13 protein-coding genes and 3 pseudogenes are annotated in these 18,891 nt (G+C 67.6%); 7 read left to right on the forward strand and 9 right to left on the reverse strand.

Going from position 1 to position 18,891, the window contains the following annotated elements; all coding sequences use genetic code 11:
• Window positions 1–45 precede the first annotated feature (45 nt).
• The 3 genes from L6444_RS05680 to L6444_RS05685 all read right to left on the reverse strand — a co-directional run bounded on the left by L6444_RS05680 (window position 46) and on the right by L6444_RS05685 (window position 1,818).
• Window positions 46–384 (reverse strand): WhiB family transcriptional regulator, encoded by a 339-nt coding sequence (locus L6444_RS05680; RefSeq protein ID WP_236981265.1) that lies wholly within the window; start codon window positions 382–384, stop codon window positions 46–48.
• Window positions 385–717: 333 nt separating this feature from the next.
• Entirely contained in the window at window positions 718–846 is a 129-nt protein-coding gene (locus L6444_RS30040) for a hypothetical protein (protein WP_255731142.1), read from the reverse strand.
• Between the two features lie 39 nt (window positions 847–885).
• Window positions 886–1,818, reverse strand: a complete 933-nt coding sequence (locus tag L6444_RS05685; RefSeq protein ID WP_236981266.1) for a nucleoside hydrolase — start codon at window positions 1,816–1,818, stop codon at window positions 886–888.
• 33 nt (window positions 1,819–1,851) lie between these two features.
• On the opposite strand from L6444_RS05685, the gene cmaA1 reads away from it, so the two are divergent.
• The gene (cmaA1, locus tag L6444_RS05690) at window positions 1,852–2,715 is read left to right on the forward strand and encodes a cyclopropane mycolic acid synthase CmaA1 (RefSeq protein WP_236981267.1); all 864 of its coding nucleotides are present in this window, start codon (window positions 1,852–1,854) and stop codon (window positions 2,713–2,715) included.
• 1 nt (window position 2,716) lies between these two features.
• Here the strand turns inward: cmaA1 and L6444_RS05695 are convergent.
• Both L6444_RS05695 and L6444_RS05700 read right to left on the reverse strand, forming a co-directional pair.
• Window positions 2,717–4,751, reverse strand: a pseudogene (locus L6444_RS05695) (SDR family oxidoreductase).
• A 62-nt stretch (window positions 4,752–4,813) separates the two neighbouring features.
• Window positions 4,814–5,527 carry a histidine phosphatase family protein gene (locus L6444_RS05700; RefSeq protein WP_236981268.1) on the reverse strand — a complete coding sequence of 238 codons (714 nt, stop codon included), beginning with the start codon at window positions 5,525–5,527 and terminating at the stop codon, window positions 4,814–4,816.
• 113 nt (window positions 5,528–5,640) lie between these two features.
• Between L6444_RS05700 and L6444_RS05705 the strand changes: the two genes are divergently transcribed.
• Window positions 5,641–6,510 carry a MaoC family dehydratase gene (locus tag L6444_RS05705; protein ID WP_236981269.1) on the forward strand — a complete coding sequence of 290 codons (870 nt, stop codon included), beginning with the start codon at window positions 5,641–5,643 and terminating at the stop codon, window positions 6,508–6,510.
• Here L6444_RS05705 and L6444_RS05710 read toward each other — a convergent pair.
• A complete protein-coding gene (locus L6444_RS05710; protein WP_255731252.1) occupies window positions 6,507–7,919 on the reverse strand; it encodes an APC family permease in 1,413 nt (470 codons plus the stop codon). The genes L6444_RS05705 and L6444_RS05710 overlap by 4 nt on opposite strands.
• Before the next feature lie 192 nt (window positions 7,920–8,111).
• On the opposite strand from L6444_RS05710, the gene L6444_RS05715 reads away from it, so the two are divergent.
• The gene (locus L6444_RS05715) at window positions 8,112–8,318 is read left to right on the forward strand and encodes a ferredoxin (RefSeq protein ID WP_236981271.1); all 207 of its coding nucleotides are present in this window, start codon (window positions 8,112–8,114) and stop codon (window positions 8,316–8,318) included.
• Window positions 8,319–8,329: 11 nt separating this feature from the next.
• On the opposite strand, the gene L6444_RS05720 is transcribed toward L6444_RS05715, so the two are convergent.
• A complete protein-coding gene (locus tag L6444_RS05720) occupies window positions 8,330–8,992 on the reverse strand; it encodes a response regulator transcription factor (protein WP_236981272.1) in 663 nt (220 codons plus the stop codon).
• Between the two features lie 75 nt (window positions 8,993–9,067).
• On the opposite strand from L6444_RS05720, the gene L6444_RS05725 reads away from it, so the two are divergent.
• The 3 genes from L6444_RS05725 to L6444_RS05735 all read left to right on the forward strand — a co-directional run bounded on the left by L6444_RS05725 (window position 9,068) and on the right by L6444_RS05735 (window position 12,877).
• Window positions 9,068–10,372, forward strand: coding sequence for a sensor histidine kinase (locus L6444_RS05725; RefSeq protein WP_236981273.1), 1,305 nt, complete (start codon window positions 9,068–9,070; stop codon window positions 10,370–10,372).
• Between the two features lie 112 nt (window positions 10,373–10,484).
• Complete coding sequence (locus tag L6444_RS05730) at window positions 10,485–11,753, forward strand: cytochrome P450 (RefSeq protein WP_236981274.1); 1,269 nt, start codon at window positions 10,485–10,487, stop codon at window positions 11,751–11,753.
• 17 nt (window positions 11,754–11,770) lie between these two features.
• On the forward strand, window positions 11,771–12,877 hold the full coding sequence (locus L6444_RS05735) for an NDMA-dependent alcohol dehydrogenase (RefSeq protein ID WP_236981275.1): 1,107 nt from the start codon (window positions 11,771–11,773) through the stop codon (window positions 12,875–12,877).
• On the opposite strand, the gene otsB is transcribed toward L6444_RS05735, so the two are convergent.
• A complete protein-coding gene (otsB, locus tag L6444_RS05740; protein ID WP_236981276.1) occupies window positions 12,867–14,003 on the reverse strand; it encodes a trehalose-phosphatase in 1,137 nt (378 codons plus the stop codon). The two genes, L6444_RS05735 and otsB, sit on opposite strands and share 11 nt — an antisense overlap.
• Window positions 14,004–14,037: 34 nt before the next feature.
• Window positions 14,038–15,310 (reverse strand): annotated as a pseudogene (locus L6444_RS05745) (wax ester/triacylglycerol synthase domain-containing protein).
• Between the two features lie 267 nt (window positions 15,311–15,577).
• Here L6444_RS05745 and L6444_RS05750 point away from each other — a divergent pair.
• Window positions 15,578–18,867: pseudogene (locus L6444_RS05750) on the forward strand (error-prone DNA polymerase).
• The last annotated feature ends 24 nt before the right edge of the window (window positions 18,868–18,891 follow it).

Raw genomic sequence — 18,891 nt, forward strand, 5'->3', positions numbered from 1 at the left:
GCAGATCGCTGTAACAGAAAAGTAATAATGAACGTCGGGTGAACGTTATCCAGCGGAACGTTTCCGGCGCTTGTCCAGGAAGGTCGACCAGGACACCACGTCGGGGTTCTCCTTGAGCAAGGCGCGACGCTGCCGCTCGGTCATGCCGCCCCAGATGCCGAACTCGACCTTGTTGTCGAGTGCATCGGCGCCGCACTGCCGCAGTACGGGGCAGTGCCGGCAGAAGTTGGCGGCCTTGCGTTGGGCGGCCCCGGTTACGAAGAGTTCGTCGGGATCTGTGTTCCTGCACAAGGCTTTCGAGACCCACGCGCGTTCCCCAGCGTCCTGGGCACTGCTAACTGCGACAAGGTTCAGCGGCCGGGCGGCCGGGCGTGATCCTGACACGAACGTTCCCCTCGATATCCTGGCCGCATTGCGACCGCCTCCCCGCGGTGCGAACCACCTGTGGCCGATGCTGCGCTGCCCTGTCGCGCCACACGTGACCGGAATCTCACCGTGGTTCAAAGGTAAAGGCCACATGCCAATTGCGCAACAGTTCAACACGACTTTCTGGGACGAATGTGCCATCTTTTCGGTATGAAATCGGGCCCGAGAGCTTGACTGTCGGTTTGTTGGAACTGGGGCCGGTCGCGGTGCGAAAACCGCAGGTTGACGCGTTTTTCCTGGCAGCTCAGTATTGGAAAGCATTGCGGCATAACGCCTTTACCGGAGGACCGGTCACCGCCACCAGGGTGGGATCGGGCAGAAATTGAGGCCCAGCGGCCACGGCGGCCACGGCGGCCACGGCGGCCAGGCGGCCATCGGTGCCACACTGCCCGCCACCAGCACCGCGCTTGCCAAACCCATGGTCAGACTTCGCGAGGATGCTTGCGACGAAGCCCGCGCTCAGCCCAGTCGATGCGCAAACGAGGCCACGCGGTCGACGAGCCGATCGAAGAACATCGCCGAATCGGCGGCGACGCCTATCTGCGCGTTGGGTTTTCGGCTACCCGACCAATCGGCCACCGCCACACCCCGAGTCGTTTCGACTTGCACCGTCGCAGCCCGCGTCGACACCAGCGTCGGATCCAGAGCAACGGCGGCGGCCAGCGGATCGTGCATGAATGCCAGGTAACCGTCGCCGCGGTCGCGATGCACCTCGAAATAGAACCGCAGCGCGTCGTCGATGAAGCCGATCAGCGGCCCGGACGTTCCCGAGCCGCGCAACCGGGCCAAGATCTGCGGGGTGATCGCCACCTGGCGGGTCAGGTTCAGGCCACACACCACCGCAGGCCGCTCGGCCCGCGCGAAAGCGCCGAACACCTCAGCCGCCGCCCGGGCATCCACCCGGATGTTCCATTCGGGCACCGGCGGGTCGCCGAACGCCCCGCCCATGATGACCAACCGGCGCAGCAGCGCCGGCAACTCCGGTTCGGCGCGCAGCGCCAGCGCCAGGTTGGTCAGGGGTGCGGTGGCCAGACCGATCAGCTCTCCCGGATAGGCGCGCGCCGCGCGCACCCACGCCGTCGCGGAATCGTAGTCGCTGAGCTGCCGGGTGCTCGGCGGCAGCGTGGCATACCCTAAGCCGTTGGGGCCGTGTGGGTTTCCGCGATCGGGCAGCTTCGCGGTCAACGGCCCGTCGGCGCCGCGCGCCACCGGAACCTCGGCGGCCCCGCACAATTCGAGCAACCCGAGGTTGTTCGCACACACCTGGTCGACCCCGACGTTGCCGGCGGTCGAGCCGATCCCCACCAGTTCGGCGCCCGGGCTGGCCAACAGGTAGATCAGGGCGACCGCGTCGTCGATGCCGGTGTCGACGTCGGCGAAGACGGGCTCCATTACGGCAACCCTACCGACCGTTACGCTGGCCTGATGCCCGATGATCTGAAGCCGCATTTCGAAGATGTCCAGGCGCACTACGACCTGTCCGACGACTTCTTCCGGCTCTTCCTCGACCCCACCCAGACCTACAGCTGCGCCTACTTCGAACGCGAGGACATGACGCTGGAACAGGCGCAGCTCGCCAAGATCGACCTCGCGTTGGGCAAGCTCGGACTCGAACCGGGTATGACGCTGCTCGACGTCGGCTGCGGCTGGGGCGCCACCATGATGCGGGCGGTGGAGCGCTACGACGTCAACGTCGTCGGACTGACGCTGAGCAAGAACCAGGCGCAGCACGTCGAGCAACTCTTCGCGCAATCCGGCAGCTCGCGCTCCAAACGCGTTCTGCTGCAAGGCTGGGAGCAGTTCGACCAACCGGTCGACCGCATCGTCAGCATCGGGGCATTCGAGCATTTCGGCCACGAGCGTTACGACGCGTTCTTCACCCTCGCGCACCGCCTGCTGCCGCGGGACGGAATCATGCTGCTGCACACCATCACCGGGTTGCACCCGATGGAGATGAAGGAACGCGGCATGCCGTTGTCCTTCGAGTTCGCCCGATTCGTCAAATTCATTGTCACCGAGATCTTTCCGGGCGGGCGACTGCCGTCGATACCGATGGTGCAGCAGCGTGCCGCCGCCAACGGTTTCACGGTGAGCCGGGTTCAGTCGCTGCAGCCGCACTACGCCAAGACTCTGGACATCTGGGCCGCCGCGCTACAAGAGCACCGGGATCAGGCCATCGCGCTGCAGTCCGAGGAAGTGTACGAGCGGTACATGAAGTACCTGACCGGCTGCGCGAAGATGTTCCGGATCGGCTACATCGACGTCAACCAATTCACCTGCGAGGCTTGACTCACCAGTGCACCCCGGGGCACCAGCCGCACCGCCCGCCGGAGCGGGCGCGGTGCGGTGACCGTCCGCAGCGCGCGCACCGGCCGCTTCGGGCGGCGTCGCGGTGCCGGCGGGGACGCCGGGGTTGCTGGAACAGGTTGTGCGACAGGGGTTTGCACCTCGGTCGCCCCGCGGGCAGCTGCCGAGTCGGGGTAGCCCAGATAGAGCTGATGCAGGATCCGCCGCGAAATCCGGGGCACGAAGTAGTTACCCGCTTCGGCCAGGGTGCCCATCGGGGTGTCGATCCGTCGGGGCTTGTCCACCAACCCGCGCACCACCATCGCGGCCGCACGTTCGGGGCTGATCGCCGGCACCGGGTTGAGCCGCTTGGACGGCGCGATCATCGGGGTGCGCACCAGCGGCATATGGATGTTGGTGAACGTGATGTGGTCGGACAGCGTCTCGGTGGACACCACGTCGGCGAACGCATCCAGGGCCGCCTTGGTGGGCAGATACGAGCTGTACTTCGGGTTGCGTGCCTGCACGCCGGCGCTGGAGACGTTGACGACGTGGCCGAACCGGCGATCCCGCCAATGCGGGAGCAGCGCCAGCACCATCCGCACCGCGCCGAAGTAGTTGACCGCCATCACCCGTTCGTAATCGTGCAGGCGCTCGGTGGAGTTGACCACCGAACGGCGGATCGACCGGCCGGCGTTGTTCACCAGATAGTCGACGTGGCCGAAGCGGCCCAGGATGTCTTTGACGGTGTGCTCGACCGATGCGGAGTCGGTGACGTCGCAGGTGAAGGCGTATGCCTGGCCTCCGTCGGCGCGGATCTCGGCGACCAGCTGGTCGAGGGCCTCGGCGTTGCGGGCCAGCGCGAACACGGTTGCACCGCGGGCGGCGACCGCGATGGCCGACGCCCGGCCGATCCCACTGGACGCACCGGTGATGATGACGTGCCGCCCCACCAGGGCACCGCGCGGATCGTCGCGGCGGGCCCGGTCGGGATCGAGGTGCTCGGCCCAGTACCGCCACAACTTCGGCGCGTACGAGGCGAACTCGGGCACCGCAATCCCGGTGTCCTGCAATGCTTTTTGTGTCTCGTCGCTGACGAAGGTGGGTGCCAGGTCGACGACGTCGAGCACCTCGGCGGGAATCCCCAGCTGGGTGGCCGCCATGTTGCGCACCACCTTGGCGCGCCCGCTGGCCTTGAGCACCGAGGTGGCCATCGAGCGCGGCAGCGCGCCACGCAGCGCCGGCAGCCCGGCTTCGCGCGCGATCCCGCGGTAGATGCCGCGCAGGCCGATGGTCTTGGGTGCGGTCAGATGGAAGGTGCGCTGATCCAGGCCGTCGGTATGGATGAGCGCGACCATCGCGTCGGCCACGTAGTCGACCGGGACGACGTTGGTTCGCCCGGTGTCGGGCAGCAGCATCGGCGTGAACCGCGGCAACACCGCCAGCTTCGCCAGCAGCCCGAAGAAGTAGTACGGCCCGTCGATCTTGTCCATTTCGCCGGTGCGCGAGTCCCCGACCACCACGGCCGGGCGGTAGATGCGGTACCGCAGCCCCTGGGCGGCCCTGACCAGGGCCTCGGCCTCGAACTTCGTCCGGTGATACGGCGTCGGCAGGTGCTGGTCGACGTCGAAGTCGTCCTCGGTGTACTCGCCGCGGTAGTCGCCGGCCACCGCGATTGACGACACATGGTGCAAGGTGGCGTCGAGTCGCTGTGCCAGCGCGATGACGGCGCGGGTGCCGTCGACGTTCGCGGCCCGCTGCGCCGCCTCGGCGGCGGTGATGTCGTAGATCGCCGCACAGTGCACAACGTGGTCGACGTGACCCAGCTCGGCTACCCTCTGCTCGCTCAGATCCAGCGCGGGCAGCTCGCCGACCAGCGGCTTCACCCGGTCGTCCCAGTCCAGCGAAAGGCGCTCGAAGCGGCCCAGCGACGCGCGCCGCACCAGCACCCACACCTGTGCCTGGGGATCGGACTCCAACAGACGGGCAACCACTCGGCGACCAATAAACCCGGTACCGCCGGTAACGACATACCGCATGCCGCCCATCGTGGCGGCATCACACCGCCCGCGTCAACCCCCGTGTAATCAAGTAATCAAGGTCAGCTGAAGCTGCGCACGCCGTCCCACTCCACCATCGTCCACCCGGTGGTCGGGCTTCCGGTGACCACCACGCGTCCGACGTTGGGCAACGGATGGGTGCTCAGCAGACCGGTTTTGGGATTCTTGACGTTCATCAGCGTCCACACCATGATCGCGTTCCCCTGCGAGAACACCACGGGCTTGTGGTGGCCGCTGTCGTAGATCTTGCGGATCGCGGCGGAGAACTGCGAGTTGAAGTCGGAGCCGTTGATCGAGCCGGGGATGGCATTCTGCACGTCGCCGTCCACCACCCAGTGGGTGGGCGCCAGCATGTAGGTGCTGTTCGACATCGACTCCGGCTTGCCGTTGAACCAGCCGGCGTTGATCGACCGCAGGCCCTGCACCACCTCGGCCTGCCTGCCGATGCTGCCGGCCAGCGGGGCCGCGGTCTGCTGATCGGCGGCCATCGGCGAGGTGTAGACGCTGTCGAAGTCGTTGTGCCCTTGGTGGGCGAGCTGCTGGGCCTGGCCCTGTCCGTCGGGGGTGAGCCCGGGGCCGGGCTCGGCGGTGTCGATGATCCCGTCGGCGTTGGCCTGGGACTGCGCGTTGCGGATGAAGGTCAACGTGATGCTGCGTGCCTGCGGGCTGCCGCCACCGCAGGCGCCGACCAGGACGGCGGCGACCAGCACGGTCAAGACTTTGGGAGCCGTCCGGATCATGCTGCGCATCACCATGGCGATAGCCTGCCCTGCCGATGCCGTCGGTGGGAAGGGTTTGCGAGGCTTAGGTCACACAAATGACGTGATTTAGTGATTTCGGGACCCGTCCAGCAACCAAGGAGACCTGCATGGCGATCGACCCCAAGGCCGTCGGCGCGACCACCGAACCGCAGCTGTTCGAGTGGACCGACCGGGACACCCTGCTGTACGCGATCGGAGTCGGCGCCGGGCTCGACGAATTGGCTTTCACCACCGAGAACAGTCACGACATCCCGCAGCAGGTGTTGCCGACCTACGCGGTGATCTGCTGCCCCGCGTTCGCGGCGGCCGGCAAGGTCGGATCGTTCAACTGGGCCATGCTGCTGCACGGTTCGCAGACCGTCCGGCTACACGCGCCGCTGCCGCCGGCGGGGAAGCTGTCGGTGGCGACCGAGGTCGTCGACATCCAGGACAAAGGCGAAGGCAAGAACGCCGTGCTGATGCTGCGCGGTGTCGGTACCGACCCGGACACCGGGACGGTGGTGGCCGAGACACTGACCAACCTGGTGATCCGGGGCGAGGGCGGGTTCGGCGGCGAGAAGGGCGAACGGGCCGCCGCACCGGAATTCCCCGACCGCGAACCCGACACGCGGGTCGACCTGCCCACCCGCGAGGACCAGGCCCTGATCTACCGGCTGTCCGGGGACCGCAACCCCCTGCACAGCGACCCCTGGTTCGCCACCAACCTGGCCGGCTTCCCCCGGCCGATCCTGCACGGCCTGTGCACCTACGGCGTGGCGGGCCGCGCCCTGGTCGCCGAGTTGGGCAACGGCGTCGCCGCCAACATCACCTCGATCGCCGCCCGGTTCACCAAGCCGGTGTTCCCCGGCGAGACATTGTCCACCTCGATCTGGAAGACCGAGCCGGGCAAGGCCCTGTTTCGCACCGAAGCCTCGGGTGCCGAAGGTCTGGGCGCGCGCGTGGTGCTCGACGACGGTGAGGTGGAGTACAGCGATTAGCTCGACTCGGTCCGGTCCGCGGATCGGTAGTAGTGCACGTAGGCCGCGGCGGGCACCGCCACGAAGGTGAGCGCGAGCAGCACGATCGAGAAATAGTTCGCACCGCCCTGCGGCGTGAGCACCAGCGTGCGGTAGTCGAACGACACCGCCAGCGCGCCCGAGATGAGTACCGCCGCCACCGGTAAAACCTTGTCGGTGAACAGGTTTCGCCGGACATCGGCGTGATCGGCGGACGGGCTGCGCGCCAGTTCCATCAACGCGATCGGCACGATGATGAATTGGATGAACCGGGCGATCACGGCCAGCCCGATCAGGTTGTCGTTGTCGAAACGCAGCGCCAGCGGAAACGCCAGCGCCAGCGCCGCGGTAACGCCGAACGCCGCCATCGGAACCCCGAACCGGTTCTTGCGGGAAAGTCGCACCGGCAGCGTCCCGGTGTCCGACAATGCCGACCACAGCCGTGGCGCGCCGAACGAGGCGGCCACGTTGATGCCGAACATCGACACCAGGGCGCCCAGCACGACGATGGTGCGCAACGCGTCGTTTTCGATCGCAGCGGCCAGTTTCACGGTGTCGCGCGACCCGACGATCTTGTCCGAGCCCAGCAGCATCGCCACCGTCACCGCGAGCACGTAGACGGTCCCGACGGCGGCGATCGCCAGCGGGATGGCCCGGGGCAGGGTGCGTTCGGGCTGGTGCATCTCTTCGGCGGCGTTGGCGATCGACTCGAAACCGGTGAAGGCGTACAGCGCCGCCACCGTGGCCAGGACCAGGCCGCTCACCGTGCTCTGGCCCAGTTCGACGAAACCCAGCAGCGCGTACGGGGCGGGGCGATAGACATCCGGGGCGCTCGCGTCGGCGTAGTTGTTCACGTGCTGGGCCGCCACGATCCACAGGCCGCCCAGGATGAACACCGACAGCGCGAAAACCTTTCCCAGTGTGGATATTCCGTTGGCCCACCGGATGACCCGGTTGCCGAACAGGTTGATGGTCAACAACACCGCGACGAAGCCCAGGAAGGTCAGCGTCTTGACACTGAACAACTCTGTATCTTCAGACCAATGTCGCTGTGGAAAAACGACTTTCAACAGCGTCGAGACGAACAGCGACGCCAGCACACCCCACGCGATCGAGGCGATCACCGCGTGCGTGACGCCGACGTAGATGGCCAGGCGCTGCCCGAACGCGGCATTGGTGTAGGCGTAGGAGGCGCCGTTGGTCCGGACGTATCGGGCGGCCGTGGCGAAGACCATGGCCATGATGCCGGCGAACAACCCGGCCAGGACGTAGGCCAGCGGCGCCAGGGGACCGGCGAGCTTGATCACCGCGCCGGGAGTCAGGAAGATGCCCGCTCCGATGATCGCGTTGATCCCGAGCATGACGACGCTGCGGAAGCCGAGCTTGCGGATCGCGTGCCCTCCTTGACCGTTGCCGGCCCGGGGTCAGGGCTGGTCGACTCCGTTCGTACCACGCGTGTGGAACTGTGCCGCGAGATGCCCGCCGACGGCTGGCCCGCGCAGGCCATTCTTGGCGCGTGCGGCCCAGGCCTTGCGGGGAGTACAGCGCCGATACTCGGGTTGAGCGGCGAATCTGGAGGAGCCATGCACGTTACCGTCGACTACAACCTGTGCGAAGGCCACGGTCAGTGCCTGCTCGCGGCGCCCGACGTCTTCGACCTGCCCGACGGCTCCGACCAGGTGGTGATCCTCGACCCCGATCCACCCGAGAGTGAGTACGACGCTGTGGTGCGTGCCGCGGCCATGTGTCCGGCCCAGGCGTTGCGTATCGATCGGCCTGGCACCGGATAGTTCAGTGGTGCCTATCCGGCCGCTGGGTCGTCGAGGATGCCGCACTGCCCGGCCAGGGCGGCAGCGGCGATCCGGGTTCCGACGCCGAGTTTGTGCAGCAGCGAGGCCACCATCCGCTTGGCGGTGCGCTCCGAGACCACCATCCGGGTGGCGATGTCTGCCATTTCCATCCCACTCGACACCAGCGTCCACAGTTTGACCTCCGCCGGTGTCAGCGAATCCAATAGCGCCGCAGCGGGTTTGCGGGTGTGTGACAGCAACGAGTCCAGCAGCATCGGATCGAGCACCCGCAACCCCGACGCGATCGTCTGCAGGGGGCCGACCAGTGCCTCGGGGCGGAGCGTCTTCGACAGGAATCCGTCGGCACCGGCACGCAGTGCGTCCTCGGCCAACTGCGGGTCACCGGTGCCGGACAGGGCCAGAATCCTGGTCCGGGGATGGCGGGCCTTGATGTGGCGGATGGCCGCCACGCCGCCCAGTGGCGGCATCGACAGGTCGACGATCGCGATATCGGCGTGGCAGGACCCGACGAGATCGGACGCTTCCTCGACGAAGGTGGTGCGCCCGCCGATGACGAATTGCTCGCCCCAGTCCCGGGTCAACAGCAGCTGCAAACCTTCGGCGAACAGTTCGTGGTCGTCGACGATCACCACCACCAGCGGCTTGTGGTTCACCCGCCGGATCGTAGCTCCACCGAGCGGCGAGGTGAGCTATATCGGTGCCTGGCGACGCTGGCTAGGGTCGTGCCGGTGACCACCTTGCGACGAATGGGCGCGCTGCTGGTCCCCGCCGGGGACACCGACGGGTACGGGTTGGCCCGCGTGGTGGTGGCGGTGCGGGTGGCGGTGGTGGTGTCCATCGGCATCCTGGTCGCGGTCGGGCCGGACTGGATGCGCCGGTACGTAGTCGTACTGGCCGTGGCGCTGACCGTGGCACTGTGCTACGCCGCCGTGCTGATGGCCCACCCCCGCGCCGAGGTCCGTCGCACCCGCTTTGGCTGGCTGGTGTCGGCGCTGGACGCGGTACTCACCTTGGCGCTGATCTGGTTGACCGGCGGCGGGGCCAGCCCGGTCGCCCTGGTCCTGGTGCTGGTGGTGATCGCCTCCGCGGCGCGGCTGAGATTTCTTGAATGCCTTTGTCTTTCGGTGGTTTTGGGGATGGCTTACCTGGTCGTGGTGCTGCTGCCGGCGCCGACGGGACCGACGGCACTGTCCGGGCTCGTCCAAGGGATGTGGTGGGCGCTGTACGTGGTGTTCGTCGCGGTGCTCAGCGGCGGGCTGTCGGTATTGGCCGAACGCGAACACCGGTCGCGGGTGCGTGCCCTGGTGGAAGCCGAGGCCGAGCACGCCGCGGCGGAGGAAGAACGGGACCTGCGCGCCCGGCTGCTGCGCTCCTATGCGGCCCAGCGCGAAGGTCTGCAGGTGGTGCTGCACGAGTTCCGCACGCCGGTCGCTTCGCTGGACGCGCTGGCGGGTGCGCTGACCGACTCGACGCCGATGTCGCCGGCGGACCGTGACGCCGCGATTCGACTCGCCGGCCGGCATGCCCGACATCTGTCCGACATGCTCGACGCGTTGTCGGATGTGAACCTCAGCAGGCAGCCGGCGTTCTCGTCGGGCCGGGTGCGGCGGGTGGATCTACGTGATCTGGTCGCCGAAGCCGGTGACGCGGCCGGAGTCCGGCCGCCGCGACTGCAGGTCAGCACGATCGGCGAGATACCGCCCATCCAGGTGGACGCCCAGGGCCTGCGCCGGGTGTTGACGAACCTGCTGGAGAACGCGGCCCGGCACGGCCGCGAACGCCCCATCGACGTGGAGTGCGAATGTCGCGGCGGTCAGTTGCGGGTGTCGGTGCTCGACCGCGGACCCGGCGTGCCGCAAGAGGATCTGAAGGCCATGACCGATAAGTTCGTCAGCCTCTCGGACCGCCGCGGCACCGCCGGTCTGGGGTTGTGGATCGTTACCCAGATCGTGGAAGCCCTCGGCGGCACAGTGCAATTCGCCACCCGCGCCGAAGGCGGCCTGACGGCGTCCATCGCCATTCCGGTGAGCTGAGCCGCATCCAGGCGCCGACAACGTGGCCCGTGCGGGCCGTGGGTTGGCCCGCAGGGCTCCACTTTCGCGCGGCCCGGTGACCAAGACTGGCCACAGCCTGAAAGGACCCGCAATGACGACCGCCACCCCGACCTACCGAAACATCGACCTGAGCGACAAGGACTTCTGGGCGCGCCCGCACGAGGAGCGTGACGAAGCCTTCGCGGTGTTGCGCCGGGAGAACCCCGTGCCGTGGAGCCGGCCCGCCGACTCCGACCTGCTGCCGGCCGAACAGAACACCAAGGGTTTCTGGTCGCTGACAAAGCAGGAGGACATCCGCTTCGCCAGCCGTCATCCGGAGATCTTTTCCTCCGCCCAGGGCATCACCATGGAGGATTTCCCGCCGGAGATGATCCACATCGCGCAGTCCTTCATCGCGATGGATGCACCGCGGCACACCCAGCTGCGTGGCATCACCATGGATGCATTCAAACCGCGCAACCTGCGTCGGCTGCAGGGCTGGATCCAGGGTCACGCCCGCGACTTGATCTCCGAGATGTCCCACCTGGGCGAAGGCGATTTCGTGGAACTGGTGTCGGTCAAGCTGCCCGCCCGCATCTTCGCCAGCTTCTTCGGGCTGCCGCCCGGCGAGGTCCACGAGAAGACGATCAGCGCCGCGCAACGGCTGCTCGGCTGGACCGACCCCGAGGTGCGCGGCGACCGCACCGCTCTGGAATTGTTCGCCGGCGCGGTGCTGGACCTGCACGAGACCGCATCGGTGCTGATTCCCGAACGGCGGGCACACCCGGCCGACGACCTGGTCAGCTGGATGGTGCAGGCCGAATTCGACGGCGAGAAAATGAGCGACGACGAGCTCAAGGCTTTCTTCACCCTGCTCGCCGTGGCCGCCAACGACACCACCCGGCACGCCTCCGCCCAGGCGATCCACGCCTTCTCCAAGTTCCCCGAACAGCGCGACCTGCTGGTCGCCGACGTCGAGGGCCGGGTGGACCTGGCCGTCGAGGAAGTCCTGCGGTGGGCTTCGCCCCTGCTGCACATGCGGCGCACCGCCACCCGGGACATCACCCTGCGCGGCTCGGACATCAAAGCCGGCGACAAGGTGGTGCTCTGGTACATCTCGGGTAACCGTGACGAGGACGTCTTCCACAACCCGTTCGAATTCGACATCTTCCGCAACCCCAACCCGCACATCGCGTTCGGTGGCGGCGGCCCGCACTTCTGCCTGGGCGCGGCACTGGCGCGCACCATGCTGCGCTCACTGCTGACCGAGGTCTACACCCGCATCCCCGACATTTCCGCGCCCGAGCCGCATTTCCAGGTGGCCAACTTCATCAACGGCATCAACAGCCTGCCCGCCACCTGGACACCCGAGCAGCGCTGAGCTGGAAGGAAGATCGCATGAGAACCAAAGCCGCTGTCCTGTGGGGACTGCACCAGAAGTGGGAAGTCGAAGAGCTCGAACTCGACGGGCCCAAGGAACGCGAAGTGCTGGTCAAACTCGTGGCCAGCGGACTGTGCCACTCCGACGATCACCTGGTCACCGGGGACATGCCGATGAACCTGCCGGTGGTCGGCGGGCACGAGGGCGCCGGCGTCGTCGTCGAGGTGGGGCCGGGAGTCAGCGAGGTCGAGGCGGGTGACCACGTGGTGCTCAGCTTCATCCCGGCCTGCGGGCGCTGCCGCGCCTGCGCCAAGGGCATGGCCAACTTGTGTGAGTACGGGGCCGCCATCATGGCCGGCCCGCAACTCGACGGCACCTTCCGATTCCACGGCCGCGGGCATGACATCGGCCAAATGTGCGTGCTGGGAACGTTTTCCGAGTACACCGTGGTGCCGATCGCCTCGGTGGTCAAGGTGGACAAGGACATTCCGCTGGACAAGGCGGCCCTGGTCGGTTGTGGTGTCACGACCGGCTACGGAGCCGCGGTGCGCACCGGCGAGGTGCGCGACGGTGAGACGGTGGTGGTGATGGGAGTCGGTGGCCTGGGCATCAACGCGGTGCAGGGCGCGTCGATCGCCGGCGCGCGTTACGTGGTCGCGCTGGACCCGGTGGCGTTCAAGCGGGAGCAGTCGCTGCGGTTCGGTGCGACACATGTCACGGCCGACGTCGCCGAGGCGCAGGCGCTCGTCGCCGAGATGACCCGCGGTGAGATGGCCGATGTTTGTGTGGTCACCACCGACAGCGCCGAGGGCGCCTACGTCGCGCAGGCACTGAGCCTGGTCGGCAAACGGGGGCGGGTGGTGATGACCGCCATCCCGCACCCGACGGATACCGTCGTTGACATGTCGCTGTTCGACCTCACCCTGTACGAAAAGCAGGTTCGCGGTTGCCTATTCGGCTCCTCGAGTCCCCGCGTCGACATCTACCGGATGCTGGAGCTGTATCGAGCCGGCCGGCTCAAACTCGACGAGCTGATCACCCGTGAGTACCAGCTCGACGAGCTCAACCAGGGTTACGAGGATCTGCACAGCGGCCGCAACCTGCGGGGGTTGATCAGGTTCTAGAAACGCTGCCCGGTGTCGAGCTGGTTTCGAGTTGACCTGCCAGTCTGAGGATGAACTCGGCGACAGCGGCCGGGTTTTCCAAGGCGTATTCGGCGGCGGTGGCACGGTCGCCGTCATCGTTGTGGCGCACCATGATCGGCACGCCGTCAGCGCGGACCGCATCGAAGGCGTCCTCGTCGGTGATGTCGTCACCGAGGTAGATCGGCACCAACGGACCCTTTCCCGATCCCAGGTGCTCCATTACCCAGCGCAGGGTTTTTCCCTTGTCCCAATCCAGATCTGGGCGTAGCTCGATGACTTCGCGCCCCGTCGTCACCCGCAGCGCGTCGCGCCGGCCGGCGGTACGCACCGCCGCGGACACCTCACCGACCCGATCCCGCGCGGCGTTGCGGTAGTGCACCGCCACACCGAACCGTTTGTGCTCCACCACAACCCCCGGTATGGGGCCGAGTTGTTCGCGGAGTTCGGCGGCGGCCTGCTCCAGTACCGGTACGGCGGCCGCAGCTTCGTCGTTCTGGTGGTGGGTGCCGTCCGGCGCAGTGAGCTCGAAGCCGTGACTGCCGGCGTACCAGATGCCCGGCAGGCCAACGCGTTTGGACACGTCGGCAAGGTCGCGACCGCTGAGGATCGCCACCGGGCAGCGCGCCGCCAGCCGTTGCAGCGCGTCGGAAACCCCGGGGGCGGGCCTGGCCGCGTCGGGGTCGTTCACGATCTCCGACAGGGTGCCGTCGAAGTCGAAGAACACCGCCGGTGAACCGCTGACCCGGCCCAGTGTGCGCAGCGCATCGGGCAGCTCGGAGATGCGCTTGTCCCCGGTGCGGACGCCGATGTCGCCGGGATCGGTGACCGCCGCGTCCGCGCCGCCGGAGTCGCCGCCGACCCGGATCACCAACGCGAATCCGGCTGCGCGGGCGGCGTCGGCACCGGAGGCGTCTGCCGCGACGACGGCGCAGCGCCCCGCGCGCACACCCAACTGTTCGGCTATCTCGAGGGCGGGGTCATCGGAGGTGAACTGGGCGGTTTGGACGCGGATCTCGCGCAGCCGCTCCTCGATCGTCTCGGTGGGCTTTAGCGCCGCGTCGAACAGGACTGCGTCGATTCGTCGCGGATCGATGGTGACCGACATGGACCCACCCTCTCACGGTGGGCCAGCTTCGGGCTCAGGGGCGGCGCGCTCGCACCGGCTGCGCCGACGGCCGCCACCGGGCCGCGCCGTTGGACAGGGGCCGGGCGGGCCGCCTGCGCCGTCGTTCGAACAGTACGACCGAGTCCTGGGTGAGTGCCGCCAGATGGGCGATACCCGCTTCGATGCCCGTGGCGAGTTGCTCCAGCACGGCTGCGCCGTCGTAGTCGGCGGTCAGGCCGAACACCAACTCGTCGCCGTAGCCGAGCACCGCGACCCCGGTGCTGAGCTCGGGGGCGGTCGGCGGGATCGGCAGCAACTCTGCGACCTGCCTGCCCATCAGCGTCAGCGGTTGCCGCGGCCCCCGCCCATGGGTGGCCAGTGTCACCACATCGTTGCGTGACGTGCCGGTGAATGCCTGAATCACTTTATTGCACAAGGCAAGTGGAGAGTATTCGGCTGGCGCCGGGAGGCCTTGCGTGGTGGCATGGTGAACCGCCCGCAGTTGCATGACGGGGTCGTGAAGATGCACCGGCAGCTGCGACAGTGCGGATCCCACAGTGCGCAGTGAATCGGCTCGCGGCTGCTCGCCGCGGTCTGCGAGTACGGTTCGGAAGCCCTCGGTGACCGCTGCCAGCGCGACGTCGTCGAGACCGACCCCGAGCTTGCGGGCCACGCTTTCGGCGGTGGTGCGGGAGACCCGGACCGTGCGGTAATGCCGCAGCGTGTTCTGCGAGCCGACCGGCGAGGTCAACGTCGCCAGGGTGCCGACCGCGGCGGCGAGTCCGCTCGTCGCGTCGCTGACGGCCCGGGCCGCGGCCTTGGCGACGTTCAACGGAGCGCGCAGCAGGGTACTGGGCCAGCTTTCCCGGGCCAACGGTGAAACCTGTTTCAGGGCAACGGCATTGGTAAAAGCATCGTCGCCACTACCGTCGCAGAGCTGGGCGAGTAGACGGGCGGCCGGCGTCATGCCGTGGTGGGCTTTGATCAAGATCGCCCAGCGATTGCCCCGCAGTCCCTCGATGATCCAGCACTCCCACAACGGGCGGGCCGGGTCGAGGGGGCGCTCAAGGCGTGGGCGATGGCGCGGAACAAGTCGGCGTCGTCGCCGGGTTGCGGCAGCGCCACCCGCTGCACATGCCGGGCCGGTTCGAATCCCGGCTCAAAGCGTTCGGCCAGCAAAGTCGCGATTCGGTCGTTGCCGGGAGCCGGCCCCGCGACGACGGCGGCGGCTCCCATCGCCATGCTCGCGTGCCGGTCTGGTCCGGGATTCCCCAGGGTCCCGCGTCCGTCGTCGTCAGTTGCGCCATGCCCTGCCCCGGCCCTCGCCCCCGGCCCCGCCTGCTTTTTCAAGTTGTACCAGTATCGGTCTGGGGCGGCCGCATCGGTAGGCCTGGCAGGTTAACAGTGTGTTTTCTGGATAAAGATGCGTTTAACTGCGCAGATGGCTTACCGAGAGCTGTTGTTCGCAAATTGTTTCGGCAACGTTCAAAAGATGTTCCGGCCGCGGGTCCCCGGCAGCAGGCGGGAGCGGGCGGCCATTCGACAGTCGAACAAATGTTCGATAACATCGGGTCATGGGTTGGTATCACGGTCCGCCGAGTTGGGCGGAAATGGAGCGGGTTCTCGACAGCAAGCCGCGCCATGCCGGCGGGCCGGCACCTACCGGACCGCCCGATCCGTCCCTGGATGGGCCGCTGTCACACACACGCGGCTCATATAAAGCAAAACCGGACGGGCAACGGGTCCGCTCCGCCGTCGCATACGCCGAATTGCATGCGCATTCGGCGTACAGCTTCCTCGACGGGGCCAGTACGCCGGAGGAACTGGTCGAGGAGGCCGCCCGGCTGGATCTGCGTGCGCTGGCGCTGACCGATCACGACGGCCTGTACGGGGCGGTGCGGTTCGCCGAAGCCGCCATTGAACTGGATGTACGCACGGTGTTCGGTGCCGAACTCTCGTTGAGCTGCCAGGCCCGCACCGAACAGCCGGACCCGCCGGGCCCGCATCTGTTGGTGCTGGCTCGCGGCCCGGAAGGGTACCGACGGTTGTCCCGGCAGCTGGCTGCGGCGCATCTTGCCGGGGGTCAGAAGGGCACGCTGCGCTACGACCTCGACGCGCTGACCGAAGCTGCCGGCGGCCACTGGCACATTCTCACCGGATGCCGGAAAGGTGCTGTGCGCCAAGCGCTTTACGATGGCGGGCCCGACGCGGCGCGCCGTGCCCTGGCCAACCTGGTGGACCGGTTCGGCGCGCAACGGGTGAGTGTCGAACTGACCCACCACGGCCAGCCGCTCGACGACGAGCGCAACGCGATGCTGGCCGGGTTGGCCCCGCAGTTCGGGGTCGGTGTCGTGGCCACCACCGGTGCGCACTTCGCCCATCCGTCGCGCCGCCGGCTGGCCATGGCGATGGGTGCGATCAGGGCCCGCCAATCCCTGGATGCCGCCGCCGGATGGCTGGCCCCGCTGGGCGGGTCGCATCTGCGCTCCGGGCAGGAGATGGCCCGGCTGTTCGCGCAGCACCCCGAAGCGGTGACCGCGGCCGCCGAACTCGGTGAGCAGTGCGCGTTCGGCCTGGCGCTCATCGCGCCGCAGCTGCCGCCGTTCGACGTACCCGACGGGTATACCGAGGACAGCTGGCTGCGGGCGCTGACCATGAGAGGTGCCGCCGACCGCTACGGGCCTGTTGAGCGGGCACGCAAGGCGTACATCCAGATCGAGCACGAGTTGAAAGTCATTGCCCAACTGCAATTTCCGGGCTACTTCTTGGTGGTGCACGACATCACCCGGTTCTGTCGCGACAACGACATCCTGTGCCAGGGCAGGGGATCGGCCGCCAACTCCGCGGTCTGCTACGCCCTGGGTGTCACCGCCGTCGACCCGATCGCCAACGACTTGCTGTTCGAGCGATTTCTGTCGCCCGCCCGCGACGGGCCACCCGACATCGACATCGACATCGAGTCCGATCAGCGCGAGAAGGTGATCCAATACGTCTACGACAAGTACGGTCGCGACTACGCCGCCCAGGTCGCCAACGTCATCACCTACCGCGCCCGCAGCGCGGTGCGCGACATGGCCCGAGCCCTGGGTTTTTCGCAAGGGCAGCAGGATGCGTGGAGTAAGCAGATCAACCATTGGTCGGGGCAGCCTTCCGATATCGAAGGCATCCCCGAGCAGGTGGTGGATTTGGCGAATCAGATCCGGAATCTGCCGCGGCACATGGGCATTCATTCCGGGGGCATGGTTATCTGCGACCGTCCGATCGCCGACGTGTGCCCGGTGGAATGGGCCCGCATGGAGAACCGCAGTGTCCTGCAATGGGACAAAGACGACTGCGCCGCAATCGGTTTGGTGAAGTTCGACCTGCTGGGCCTGGGCATGCTGTCGGCGCTGCACTATGCGCGGGACCTGGTCGCCGAGCACAAGGGTATCGAGGTGGACTTCGCCCGGCTCGACCTGTCCGAACCCGCGGTGTACGAGATGCTGCAGCGGGCCGATTCGGTCGGGGTGTTCCAGGTGGAGTCGCGCGCGCAGATGGCCACCCTGCCGCGGCTGCGGCCCCGGGTCTTCTACGACCTGGTGGTGGAGGTGGCGCTGATCCGGCCCGGGCCCATCCAGGGCGGGTCGGTGCACCCCTACATCCGGCGGCGCAACGGACTGGATCCCGTCGCATACGACCATCCGTCGATGGAGTCGGCGCTGCAGAAGACGTTGGGGGTGCCGCTTTTCCAGGAACAACTGATGCAACTCGCGGTCGACTGCGCCGGCTTCTCCGCGGCCGAGGCCGACCAGCTGCGCCGTGCCATGGGGTCCAAGCGCTCGACCGAACGTATGCAACGACTGCGCGGCCGATTCTACGAAGGCATGCGCACTCTGCACGGCGCCCCTGACGAGGTGATCGACCGGATCTACGAGAAGCTGCATGCGTTCGCCAACTTCGGTTTCCCCGAGAGCCACGCGCTGTCGTTCGCATCGCTGGTGTTCTACTCGTCGTGGTTCAAGCTGCACCACCCCGCGGCGTTCTGCGCTGCCTTGTTGCGTGCCCAGCCGATGGGCTTCTATTCGCCGCAATCGCTGGTCGCCGACGCGCGCCGGCACGGCGTGCTGGTGCACGGCCCATGCGTGAACGCCAGCCTGGCTTCCGCGACGCTGGAGAACGCCGGGACCGAGGTGCGCCTCGGCCTGGGCGCGGTGCGCCATATCGGCGACGACCTGGCCGAGGAACTGGTCGAGGAGCGAAAAGTCAACGGCCCGTTCGTTTCTCTGCTGGACCTGACGACCCGCCTGCAGCTCTCCGTGCCGCAGACCGAGGCGTTGGCGACGGCCGGGGCGCTGGGCTGTTTTCAGATGTCGCGGCGGCAGGCGCTGTGGGCGGCCGGGGCGGCGGCCACCCAACGGCCGGACCGGCTACCGGGGTGGGGTCGTCGTCGCACATCCCGGTGCTGCCGGGGATGAGCGAGCTGGAACTGGCCGCCGCCGACGTGTGGGCCACCGGGGTCTCCCCGGACAGCTATCCGACGCAGTTCCTGCGGGCAGACCTGGACGCGCTGGGGGTGATACCGGCGGCGGAGCTGGGGTCGGTGCCCGATGGGGACCGGGTGTTGGTCGCGGGGGCCGTGACGCACCGGCAACGGCCCGCCACCGCCCAGGGAGTGACGTTCGTCAACCTCGAAGACGAGACCGGCATGGTCAACGTGCTCTGCACGCCGGGAGTGTGGATGCGGCACCGCAAACTGGCGCAGACTTCGCCGGCGCTGCTGATTCGCGGTCAGGTCCAAAACGCCAGTGGTGCAATCACGGTCGTGGCCGAACGGTTGGGTCGCATCAGTCTTTCCGTCGGCTCGAAGTCCCGGGACTTCCGCTAGCGTGCGGTGTTGTACAGGGGGCGT

This window comes from Mycobacterium kiyosense (assembly GCA_021654635.1).
In the GTDB taxonomy this organism is placed as follows: Bacteria; Actinomycetota; Actinomycetes; order Mycobacteriales; family Mycobacteriaceae; genus Mycobacterium; species Mycobacterium kiyosense.